Source organism: Klebsiella sp. CN_Kp113, from assembly GCF_040064585.1.
Taxonomy (GTDB): domain Bacteria; phylum Pseudomonadota; class Gammaproteobacteria; order Enterobacterales; family Enterobacteriaceae; genus Klebsiella; species Klebsiella michiganensis.
The window spans coordinates 118,205-130,169 of the sequence record NZ_JBEAID010000018.1 but is presented as its reverse complement, the minus strand read 5'-3'; the positions used below and the strand labels follow the sequence as shown (position 1 = coordinate 130,169).

Annotated in this window: 8 protein-coding genes; 3 read left to right on the top strand and 5 right to left on the bottom strand. The window is 57.8% G+C overall.

Translation table 11 applies throughout. From position 1 onward, the window contains the following. Positions 1-76: 76 nt before the first annotated feature. Together fumA and ABLV30_RS10690 are read right to left on the bottom strand one after the other, a co-directional pair. A complete protein-coding gene (fumA, locus tag ABLV30_RS10695; protein WP_064374898.1) occupies positions 77-1,732 on the bottom strand; it encodes a class I fumarate hydratase FumA in 1,656 nt (551 codons plus the stop codon). 51 nt (positions 1,733-1,783) lie between these two features. Next, positions 1,784-3,289: an anion permease gene (locus ABLV30_RS10690; RefSeq protein WP_004851326.1), complete on the bottom strand. Its 1,506-nt coding sequence runs from the start codon at positions 3,287-3,289 to the stop codon at positions 1,784-1,786. A 627-nt stretch (positions 3,290-3,916) separates the two neighbouring features. Between ABLV30_RS10690 and ABLV30_RS10685 the strand changes: the two genes are divergently transcribed. Next, positions 3,917-6,694: a flavocytochrome c gene (locus ABLV30_RS10685; protein ID WP_025105802.1), complete on the top strand. Its 2,778-nt coding sequence runs from the start codon at positions 3,917-3,919 to the stop codon at positions 6,692-6,694. Positions 6,695-6,761: 67 nt separating this feature from the next. After that, entirely contained in the window at positions 6,762-7,712 is a 951-nt protein-coding gene (locus ABLV30_RS10680; RefSeq protein WP_014838638.1) for an FAD:protein FMN transferase, read from the top strand. On the opposite strand, the gene dcuR is transcribed toward ABLV30_RS10680, so the two are convergent. The 3 genes from dcuR to ABLV30_RS10665 all read right to left on the bottom strand — a co-directional run bounded on the left by dcuR (position 7,693) and on the right by ABLV30_RS10665 (position 11,026). Then, entirely contained in the window at positions 7,693-8,412 is a 720-nt protein-coding gene (gene dcuR / locus ABLV30_RS10675; RefSeq protein ID WP_004851320.1) for a two-component system response regulator DcuR, read from the bottom strand. The two genes, ABLV30_RS10680 and dcuR, sit on opposite strands and share 20 nt — an antisense overlap. Further along, entirely contained in the window at positions 8,409-10,022 is a 1,614-nt protein-coding gene (locus ABLV30_RS10670) for a sensor histidine kinase (protein ID WP_032750118.1), read from the bottom strand. Before ABLV30_RS10670 ends, dcuR begins: the two co-directional genes overlap by 4 nt. Before the next feature lie 80 nt (positions 10,023-10,102). Next, positions 10,103-11,026 (bottom strand): LysR family transcriptional regulator, encoded by a 924-nt coding sequence (locus tag ABLV30_RS10665; protein ID WP_122117984.1) that lies wholly within the window; start codon positions 11,024-11,026, stop codon positions 10,103-10,105. A 107-nt stretch (positions 11,027-11,133) separates the two neighbouring features. Between ABLV30_RS10665 and ABLV30_RS10660 the strand changes: the two genes are divergently transcribed. After that, the gene (locus ABLV30_RS10660; protein ID WP_154950894.1) at positions 11,134-11,874 is read left to right on the top strand and encodes an SDR family oxidoreductase; all 741 of its coding nucleotides are present in this window, start codon (positions 11,134-11,136) and stop codon (positions 11,872-11,874) included. Positions 11,875-11,965: the final 91 nt, after the last annotated feature.

Below are 11,965 nucleotides of genomic sequence, written 5' to 3'. Positions count from 1 at the left end.
CAGGCAGGTTTGTCGCTCATCTCAGGCCGTCATGCGACGGCCTTCGACGGTTACCCGCCGCCAGGGGCGGGTAATATCATCCTCTTTGCTGCGAACAGCCTGCGCACTGCTTATTCTGGATCTGCTGGAAGAAGTCATTGCCTTTGTCATCCACCAGAATAAACGCCGGGAAGTTTTCCACTTCGATTTTCCAGATGGCTTCCATCCCCAGTTCAGGATAGGCCACGCACTCCAGGCTCTTGATGCTCTGCTGCGCCAGCACCGCCGCCGGACCGCCGATGCTGCCGAGGTAAAAACCGCCGTGTTTGTGACAGGCATCGGTGACCTGCTGGCTGCGGTTGCCTTTGGCCAGCATCACCATGCTTGCGCCGTGGGATTGCAGCAGGTCGACGTAAGAGTCCATGCGGCCTGCGGTGGTGGGGCCAAGGGAGCCGGACGCATAGCCTTCCGGGGTTTTCGCCGGGCCGGCGTAGTAGATCGGGTGATCTTTGACGTACTGCGGCAGTTCCTCACCGTTATCGATAAGCTCTTTCAGCTTCGCGTGGGCGATATCGCGGGCCACAATAATGGTGCCGTTGAGCGTCAGACGCGTCGAGACCGGATGGGCGGAAAGCTGGGCCAGAATCTCGCTCATCGGCTGATTAAGATCGATGCTGACGACCTTGCCTTCGCCCTGCTGGCGCAGATGTTCGGGAATATACTGACCCGGGTTGCTCTCCAGTTTCTCAATCCAGATACCGTGGCGGTTGATTTTGGCTTTGATATTGCGATCAGCCGAACAGGAGACGCCCATGCCCACCGGGCAGGAGGCGCCGTGGCGCGGCAGGCGGATGACGCGGATATCGTGGGCGAAGTATTTGCCGCCGAACTGCGCGCCGAGACCGAGGTTTTGCGCCTCCACCAGCAGTTCCTGCTCCAGCTGAATATCGCGGAAGGCCTGGCCGTGTTCGTTGCCTTCGGTCGGCAGTTCGTCGTAATAGTGGGTAGAGGCCAGCTTCACCGTTTTTAGCGTCGCTTCTGCCGAGGTACCGCCAATCACAAAGGCGATATGGTACGGCGGGCAGGCGGCGGTACCGAGCGTGCGCATCTTCTCAACGAGATAGTTTTTCAGCTTCGCCGGAGTGATTAACGCTTTGGTTTCCTGATACAGATAGGTTTTGTTGGCCGAGCCGCCCCCTTTGGCCATACAGAGGAATTTATATTCATCGCCGTCGACGCTGTAGAGGTCGATTTGCGCAGGCAGGTTAGTCCCGGTGTTGACCTCTTTGTACATATCCAGCGCGGCGTTCTGCGAATAGCGCAGGTTATCCTCGGTATAGGTGTTATAGACGCCGCGGGCGAGGGCCGCTTCATCACCGCCGCCGGTCCACACGCGCTGGCCTTTCTTACCCATAATAATCGCCGTGCCGGTATCCTGGCAGGTGGGCAGCACGCCTTTGGCCGCGATTTCAGAGTTGCGCAGGAACTGCAGCGCCACGTACTTATCGTTATCGCTGGCTTCAGGGTCGAGAAGGATCTGCGCGACCTGTTTTTGGTGGGAAACGCGCAGCATAAACGCCGCATCGTGAAAGGCCTGTTGTGCCAGAAGGGTGAGGGCCTGAGGGTCTACTTTGAGGATCTCCTGGCCTTCAAATTCGGCCACGGACACGTGCTCTTTGCTCAGCAGATAGTATTCAGTCTGATCTTTTGCTAGCGGAAAGGCTTCCTGATAGACAAATGGTTTAGTCGACATTGCTTTGCTCCCTAAGAGTAAAACCGCCGGGTTCGGCCCGACGGTTATGAATCAGAACATCATGGACATCCACGGATAGCCAATCAGCAGCAGGGCGGCCAGGAAGATGGCGCCGAAAATGGTGCCGAGACGCCAGTAGTCTTTGGTCGGCAGATAGCCGCTGCCGTAGTAGATTGGGCTGGGGCCGGTACCGTAGGGGGTGATAATCCCCATCACGCCGAGCGAGGTCACCATCAGCAGTACGAACACCTGCATATTCATCCCCGGAATGGTGGAGGCGATAGTCAGCATGGCCGGCAGCAGCGCGGTGGTGTGTGCGGTGGTGCTGGCGAACAAGTAGTGCAGCAGATAGAACGCCAGCAGCAGGACGACGGTCGCGACGCCCGGGGAGATGCCGCTCATCAGCGCGCCGCCTTCTTTACCCAGCCAGGCGATAAAACCGGTGGAGGAGAGGCCGTCGGCCAGCGCCACCAGGGTCGCGAACCAGGCAAAGGTATTCCACGCCGCTTTGTTGCTGGTGATATCGTTCCACGAAAGTACGCCGGTCCACAGCATCAGCACGATAACCAGCAGGGCGGCCAGCGCCGGTTCAATCCATTCGGCGGCGAAGATCCACATCATCAGCGCAAAGCAGACGAAGACCAGCAGCAGAATTTCATTGCGCGACAGGCGGCCAAGTTTTTCCAGCTCGCGGGCGGCCCACAGCGGCACTTCATCGTTGACTTTCACTTCCGGCGGGTAGAACCAGTAGGCCAGCAGCGGCATTGCCAGAATCAGCAGGATACCCAGCGGCAGGAAGGCGATAAACCAGGTGCCCCAGGAGATATTAATGCCGACGATGCTTTTCACCAGCGCCAGCGCCAGCAGGTTCGGCGCCAGTGCGGAGAGAAACATCGAGCTGGTGATACAGGCGGCGGTAATGGCCACCCACATCAGGTAGGAGCCGATACGGCGCGCGCTCGGGTCGTTAGGCTTAGAGCCGTACAGCGGCGGCAGGTTAGCGATAATCGGGTAGATAGTCCCCCCGCTGCGCGCGGTGTTGGAGGGGGTAAACGGCGCCAGCAGCAGGTCGGCGAAGGTGATGGCGTAGCCCAGCGTCAGGCTGCGGCGGCCGAGGTACTTCACCAGAATAAGCGCCAGACGGCGGCCAAACTGGGTCTTATCGTAGCCGGCGGCAAACATAAAGGCGCCGAAGATAAGCCAGACGGTGGAGTTACCGAAACCGCTCACCGCCCATTTAAAGGAGGCGCCGGCAAGCTTGAACCCTGGCGCGGCCAGCTGTTCAGGGCTGAACAGCAGCCACTGGCTGCACAGCGCAATCACCACCACGCCGGTAATACCGATGACCGCGCCGGGCAGCGGTTCGAAGATCAGACCGACGATCACGCCGACAAAAATGGCAAAGTAGTGCCAGGCGTAAGGGGGAAGGCCGTCGGGCACCGGGACGAATAAGAGTAAGACGGCAACGATAATGGGCATCGCCATCATCAGCAGACGTTTATAAGCAGCATTTGTTGCTGCACCGGCAGGCGGTATGGTTGTCTTTTTCTCTTTCATAATGAGTATCTGCAAGTAGTTAAAAATAGGGTTTGGTCATCGCTTAACCGTTCGATTTCTTTAGTTGCAAAACTTTCTTTAATTATTAATTGTCGATTTTGGTTATTGCGCTGACTGTTATTTAACGCGCTTCGTTGGGCGTTAAATTAAAATATTGGGTTATTTATATATTGCGCTTTCATGCGCCGTTGCAATTGATTTAGATCAAAAAAAGCGGGTTGTTAGCCACTTTTTTATTATTACGAATAACCCTGTTTAGTGAGGTGTTTATTTGTCTGAAATTTGGCTTAATGTTAAATCACGAATGATTTCATGAACTGATAATGTATTTATCTTATTGAATTTTATCATTTTATTTTGATATCTTCCTGGCGATGCATGTTAAAAATGGTTTCAGATTTGTTATTGGTTATATCCACTATGTGAACGAATTATATTTAATTAATAATACAAAGGAGGTATCGATGTTATTGTTGGTATTAAATAGTTTTTTAATTAACGTAATTATTTTGGTAACTAAAAAAAGCGCTATATTATTGGCATGACTTAAGGGATTACCAAATACAAACAAAAACAATTCCGTCACCCAATTCTCAATTTTCAATATTTAAAATCTGGAGCGTCATTATGACCAGTCATCCACGAATTTTGCGTCCTTTTACTTTACCGAACGGTACTGAGCTTAAAAACCGCCTGTTAATGGCGCCGATGACCACCTGCACCGGTTATTTTGACGGTACCGTGACCAGCGAACTGGTTGAGTACTACCGCGCTCGCGCAGGCAGTATCGGCACCATTATCGTTGAATGCTGCTTTATTGATGACTACGGTCTGGCGTTCCCCGGCGCCATCGGTATCGATAATGATGAAAAAGTGGCTGGCCTGGCGAAAATTGCCGCCGCCATCAAGGCGGAAGGGTCAAAAGCGATTCTGCAGATCTACCACGGCGGCCGGATGGTCGACCCGCAGCTTATCGGCGGACGCCAGCCGGTGGCCCCGAGCGCGATTGCCGCGCCGCGCGATGGCGCAGCAACCCCCCGCGCGCTGAGCGGCGCTGAAGTCGAGGGCATGATCGCGAAGTTTGGCGAAGGCGTACGCCGCGCCATTCAGGCCGGTTTTGACGGTGTCGAGATTCACGGCGCGAACACCTATCTGATCCAGCAGTTTTATTCGCCAAACTCTAACCAGCGCGACGATGAATGGGGCGGCAGCCGCGATAATCGCGCGAAATTCCCGCTGGCGGTACTGGACATCACCCACAAAATGGCCCGCCAGTACGCCGACGATGCCTTTATTATCGGCTACCGGTTCTCCCCGGAAGAGATGGAAGTCCCCGGAATCCGTTTTGCTGACACCATGTATCTGCTGGAAAAGCTGGCCGCCCGCGGCGTCGACTATCTCCACTTCTCGGTTGGCGCCACGCTGCGACCCTCGATTGTCGATACCACCGATCCCACGCCGCTGATTGAAAAATATTGCGCCATGCGCTCTGAAACCCTGGCTCAGGTGCCGGTGATGGGCGTGGGCGGGGTAGTGAACGCGGCCGATGCCGAGCAGGGTCTGGATCACGGCTACGACCTGATGGCGGTGGGCCGCGCCTGTATCGCGTATCCTGACTGGACGGCGCGCATTGCCGCTGGCGAAGATCTGGAGCTGTTTATTGACAGCACCCAGCGCGAAGCGCTGAACATCCCGGAACCGCTGTGGCGCTTCTCGCTGGTGGAGGCGATGATCCGCGATATGAGCATGGGCGATGCCAAATTCAAACCGGGGATGTTCGTCGAAACCGTTCAGGACGACGCTAACGAGCTGGTGATCAACGTCAGCCTGGAAAACGACCGCATTGCCGATATCGCGCTGGCGGCAAGCCCGGTACAGACCGTCGAGTTCACCACCAGCTTTGAAGAGATCCGCGAGCGGATCCTCAGCGCCAACACCCCGCACGTGGATGCGATTTCCGGCGCAACCAGCCAGAGCGAAGCGGTGAAAAAGGCGGTTTCCAAAGCGATGCTGAAGTCCAGTAAAGCGCTGGCCGCCGAAGAGGGCGCGGGCGATGCGGCGCCGAAAAGCTACGATGTGGTGGTGGTCGGCAGCGGCGGAGCCGGTCTGGCGGCCGCGATTCAGGCACACGATGAAGGCGCGAGCGTTCTGATCGTTGAAAAAATGCCGACCATCGGCGGTAACACCATTAAAGCTTCTGCCGGGATGAACGCCGCAGAGACCCGCTTCCAGCGCGTGAAAGGTATTGAAGACAGCAAAGAGCTGTTTTACCAGGAAACGCTGAAAGGCGGTAAGAACAAAAACGACCCGCAGCTGCTGCGCCGCTTCGTGGAGAATGCGCCGGAGGCCATTGAGTGGCTGGCGCGTCGCGGTATTATGCTTAACGATATCACCACTACCGGCGGGATGAGCATCGACCGCACCCACCGTCCGCGTGACGGGTCGGCGGTCGGCGGCTACCTGATCAGCGGCCTGGTGCGTAACATCACCAAACGCGGTATCGATGTCCTGCTGGATACGTCGGTGGAAGAGATCCTGATGACCGACGATGAGGTGAGCGGCGTGCGCCTGCTCACCGATGAAAACGAATCCGTTGTGGTACAGACGAAGAGCATCGTGGTGGCTACCGGCGGCTTCAGCGCCAACAGCGCGATGGTGGTGAAATACCGCCCGGATCTGGCGGGCTTTGTGACCACCAACCATAAAGGGGCGACCGGCGGCGGTATCGCGCTGCTTGAACGCATCGGCGCGGGCACCGTGGATATGGGTGAAATTCAGATTCACCCGACCGTCGAGCAGCAAACCTCGTACCTGATTTCCGAGTCGATTCGCGGCGGCGGGGCGATACTGGTGAACCCGCAGGGCAACCGCTTCTTCAACGAAATGGAGACCCGCGATAAGGTTTCCGCCGCGATTATCGCGCTGCCTGAGCACTTCGCCTATATCGTCTTTGACGAGCACGTCCGGGCGAAAAACAAAGCCGCCGATGAGTACATCGCTAAAGGTTTCGTCACCAGCGCCAGCTCGCCGCGTCAGCTGGCGGAGAAACTGGGGATGGATTACCATGCTTTTCTCAATACGCTGGAACGCTACAACGGCTTTGTTGAAAAACAGCATGACGATGACTTTGGTCGTACCACCGCGCTGCGTGCGCCGATCAATGAAGGCCCTTACCATGCGATTCGTATCGCCCCGGGGGTTCACCACACGATGGGCGGCGTGACCATTAACACCGATACCGCGGTGCTGAATGCCGGTCATCAGGTGATTGCGGGCGCGTTTGCCGCGGGCGAAGTGGTTGGCGGCATTCACGGCGGTAACCGTATCGGCGGTAACGCGGTGGCCGATATCATTATCTTCGGGACCCTCGCGGGCCATCAGGCGGCGAAACGCGCCAGAGGTTAAACGTCAGCGACACCCGCCGGGCTGGCAAATAGACGGCCCGGCTTCTTATCTCTCTGAGGAGTGCGATATGTCCGACAACCGCGTCTACAGCTACTCCGCCGTACTGATGGGTTCGCCCATTCTCCTCAAGCTCTACGTTCATGATGAACCGCTCGCCTCCCGCGTCTTTCAGCTGATTAAAGGCTATGAAGATCTTTTCACCGTTAACCGCGCGCACTCCCAGGTGATGGATATCAACCATGCCGCCGGGCGCCATCCGGTGACGGTGAGCCGCCCGGTGTATGCGCTGATTAAATGCGCCAAAGCCGCCAGCATGGTGCGGGATAGCGCGTTTAACCTGGCGATCGGCCCGCTGGTGAAGCTGTGGCGCGTTGGTTTTCAGGGCCAGAGCGTGCCCGCCCCGCAGGATATTGCCGCTCGCCTGACGTTAACGCGTGCTCAGGATGTGATCCTCGATGACGCCGCCAGCAGCGTCTACCTTGCGCGGACGGGAATGGAGATCGATCTTGGTGCCATCGCGAAAGGCTATATCGCCGACCGGGTGCGCGACTATTTGCGGCAGCAGGGCGTGAACGCCGCGCTGATTAATCTCGGCGGCAATGTCCATACCCTGGGCGAATGGTCAATCGGGCTGAAAAAACCGTACTCAGCGGCGGATGCGCTGATTGGCAGCATTGCGGTGGCGGGGCAATCGGTGGTGACCTCGGGCATTTACGAACGCTACTTCGAGCAGGACGGCAAACGCTGGCACCATATTCTCGACCCGCGCAGCGGCTACCCGCTGGATAACGAGCTGGAGAGCGTAACGATTATTTCCGCCGACTCGCTGGACGGCGATATCTGGACCACCCTGATCTACGGTCTTGGCGTAGAGAAAGGCTGCGCGGCGCTGCGCCAGCGCGAGGATATCGAAGCGATTTTCGTCACTAAAAATCGCGACGTTATCCTCTCTTCACAGCGTCGTTTCCGCTTTCAGCTGCTGGATGACGGCTACCGGCTTACTGGCTGTACTGCTTAAGCAGGCCGTACTGTTCCGCTATCAGGTGGTAGCGGTACACCGGACGTCCCGTGGCGCCGTAGTGGATACTGGTGTACAAAATATTAATTTGCGCCAGCCAAATCAGGTATTTGCGGCACGAAACCCGGGATATATTTACCGCTGCCGCCAGCTCGTCGGTGGAGAACTCCACGTCCGGATGGGCATCAATCCACTGACAGAGGGTGCGCAGCGTCTGGGGCGTCAGGCCTTTCGGCAACTTGCGGGCGTCAGCGGCTTCCGGTACGCCGCCGTGCAGCAGCCGGTCGACATCCGCTTGTTCATAATAGGGTTGACCGGTCATCAGCTTACGCTTTTCGCGCCAGGCGGTGAGCGCCTCTTCAAACCGTGGAAACTGGAAGGGTTTGATCAGATAGTCCACCACGCCGTAGCGCATCGAGGCCTGAACCGTCGCGGCATCCGCGGCGGAAGTAATCATAATCACGTCGATGGCCCGTCCGGACGCGCGAATGGCGGGCAGCAGATCCAGACCGCTGTCCTGCTGCATATAGACATCCAGCAGCACCAGGTCTATCTCCAGATCCTTGTCGTTAATCATCTCCCTGGCTTTACTCAACGTAGACGCCGTGCCGCTGCAGCGGAAGCCGCTGACCCGTCCCACGTACAGGCGGTTCAGTTCGGCAACCATGGCATCATCGTCAACAATTAATACATTTATCACGCACTTTTCCTTTTACTGTCCCACGGGAGATGAACAAAAAATTGAGTAAATACGCCGGGTTCGGATTCCACGGCCAGCGATCCGCCCAGTTCGCGAAGCTGCTGGCTGGCGAGAAACAGCCCGACGCCGCGGTTTTCGCCTTTGGTGGAGAAGCCTTTATTAAAAATATCATCGATAAACGCTTCCGGGATACCGGGACCATCATCGCTGACTTCGCCGCTTAACCAGCCGTTCTGGTAATGCAGCAGCAGGCCGACTTCGCCTTCGGCCTGGCCGCTCATGGCATCCAGCGCGTTCTCGATTAAATTACCCAGAACCGTAACCAGTACGGTGACCTGTTTTTCATTCGGGCAGTCCGGCACCAGGCTCTCATCGGCGAGAGTGAGGGTAAAACCCCGCTCCTTAGCGCGCTGAATTTTACCGATCAAAAAGCCTGCCACTACCGGTGATTTAATCCGGTGCTGGATTTCGCCGATATCCGCCTGATAGGTGTGGGCGGTCTGCAGCACGTACTCTTCCAGCTTATCGTAGCTTTTCATATTCAACAGGCCGAGGATCACGTGCAGCTTATTCATAAATTCATGGGATGTGGTACGCAGGGCGTCCACATAGTTCACCATCCCGTCAAGCCGCTGCAGCAGCTGGCTGACTTCGGTTTTGTCACGGAAGGTGCTGATGGCGCCGACCACGTCATCCTCGTCGCGGACGGGGACCGTGTTGCTGATCAGCAGCAGACCGTTACAGCCCAGCTCCCGATCGTAAATCGGCTCGCCGGTTTGCAGCACTTCCTGCAAATCCGCCAGCAGCGGCGTTTGCGCGATATCGTTCCCGGGGCCGTTAAACAGAATGTCGCGCGCGGCGGGGTTAATCAGCGTCACCTTGCCGTCCGTATCCACCGCCACGACGCCCTCTTTTAATGAGTGCAGCATCGCCTGGCGCTGCTGGAACTGCGTTGAGATCTCCTGCGGCTCAAGGCCCAGCAGGACGCGCTTCAGGCCGCGAACCAGGCTCCATGTACCGACGGCGCACACGAGCGCGCTGAACAGCACGGTCAGAATCACATCCCAGCGGCTGGCGGCGATCTGCGTATCGACTTTGCTCAGCGAAATGCCAATCGCCACCACGCCGATTTGCCGGCGGCTATCGTCAAACACCGGGGTGAAGACGCGCAGCGCCGGAGCCAGCACGCCGTGGTTGACGGCAACGTTCTCTTTGCCCGCCAGCGTGGGCCGGATGTCATCGCCGATAAAAGGTTTGCCGATAATCTGGCTATTGGGATGCGAGTAGCGAATGCCGTCCATATTGGTGACGACGGCAAACAGCAGGCCATTGCGCCGGGTGACGGCCAGCGCCAGCGGCTGAATAATGCCGCTGTCCGGCGGCAGCGTCAGGCCGCGCTTGACTTCCGGGGTGTCGGCCAGCGTCCGCGCCACCGCCAGCGCCGTATCTTTCACGCCGTCGCGGGTGGCGCCGCTAATCTGCATAAACCACAGGGCATAGACCAGAATCAGTACTGAACCGATGACGCTGCCGATCATTAAGGTCACGGCGGTGCTCAGCTTCATGCTCATTGCGCGTTTACGCGCGGGCTGCTGCGCGAATTCATTCATACCGACCCCGGGAGAAAACGGATAGAGGCGTATTATCGCTGAATGCGCGGTTTTCATAAAGCCGCGTAATAAAAGCAAAATCAGCCAGACGGCAATTCTGGCGGACGCGATTTGCCGCCGACGGCCAGCAGATAGTCAATAAACGCCCGCAGCGGCGATGCCATCTGCTTACGGCTGGGGTAGTAAACGTAAAACCCGGGAAATGCCGGGGTCCACTCTTTCAATAGCTGGACTAGCTGGCCTGTCTCCAGCCAGGGATCGACCTGATGGGCAAACTGATAGGCAATACCGATGCCCTTGAGGGCTAACGGCGTCAGCATGGCCGGTTCATCGACGACGATCGGCCCTTTGACCGCAATCTCGTAGCGTTCGCCGTCGCGCTGAAACTCCCAACGATAAACGCTGCCGTCGCTGGGCCTGCGATAAGTCAGACAGGGGTGCTGTAGCAAATCCTGCGGCTTTCTCGGCTGCGGCGCTTGCGCCAGATAGTGCGGAGAGGCGACGACTTTCATTTCAAGGTCGCCGCTCAGCCTGACGGCAACCATATCCTGATGGAGCTTTTCACCGAGACGAATTCCGGCGTCAAAACCGGAAGAAACGATATCGACTAAAGCATCGTCGGTAACAATATCCAGCTCAATGTTGGGATAGCGTTGCATAAATCCGCCCAGCAGCGGCGCCAGATAATGAATCGCGGCGATGCGCGACACATTGAGGCGCAGGCGGCCCGCGGGCGCGCTGGCCGTCCGGGCATCGGTAACCGCGTCTTCCAGCGCCGCCAGCGCAGGAGCCAGCCGCTGCATCATGCGCTGGCCGGCCTCGCTCGGCGCGACGCTGCGCGTTGTCCGGTGTAATAAACGTACGCCGATGCGCTCCTCGAGACGCCGGATGGTTGCGCTTAAGGTGGAGGTCGTGACGCCGAGATGCGCCGCCGCCCGGGTAAAACTGCCTTGCTCAACGACCATCGCGAAGGCTCTTAATTCCGCAAAATCACTTCCGCGCATTATGGCTATTACCCCAAACAGTCATATTGATAATACTGGTATTATCAAACGGTTCTTCGCTGGTTACCATCCTGATAAATGTGATTACGCAGAGAGGGGCAATGACCATGGCGAGATTTAGCGCAAAAAGAGTTCTTATCACCGGTGCGACAAGCGGAATCGGGCTTGCCGGGGCAAAGCGCATCGATAGCGAAGGCGGTTGGGTGATCGCCACCGGGCGCGATCCCGGACGGCTGGCGTTTCTTCGCCGGCAGCTATCGGATCGGGCGCGGGTCATTGACAATGATGCCAGCGATCCGCTGACCGGCGCGGCGTTGGCCGAGGCGATCGATTCATCCGGCGGGCTTGATGGCCTCTGGCTCAACGCCGGATACGCAGCGGTTGGGGAGCTGTCGCAGGTGGATGCCGCGGCCTTTGATCGCATGATGGCGACCAACGTGCGCGGGCCGGTTCTCCAGATGGCGGCGCTCGCCGGAAAGCTTAATGCGGGAGCCTCGGTGGTGGTGACGGCGTCCACTTCCGCTCATGAAGGGGCCGCGGCGGCAAGCCTCTATTCGGCGACCAAAGGCGCGCTGATTTCGTTAACCCGCTGCTGGGCCTCGGCGTTAGGGGAACGAAATATCCGCGTTAACGCGCTGGTTCCCGGCCCGATTGACACCCCATTTCGCCATTTTATGCGCGACGAGGTGCGCCGCGAATTTGAAGCCTCGGTGGTGAGCCGCCTGGCGCTTCACCGCCAGGGGACGGCGGCTGAAGCGGCTGATGTGGCGCTGTTTCTGCTTTCCGACGCGGCGTCCTTCGTGAGCGGTAGCCAGTATGTCGTGGATGGCGGCCTGACGTTGCGCTAATAGCGCATTGGCCTCGCCTCGCAACCTCGGCGCGCCGAACGCGCCGCTGGTTGGATAACGACCAATCGGCAGCTGAATGGCTTCAGGGGGA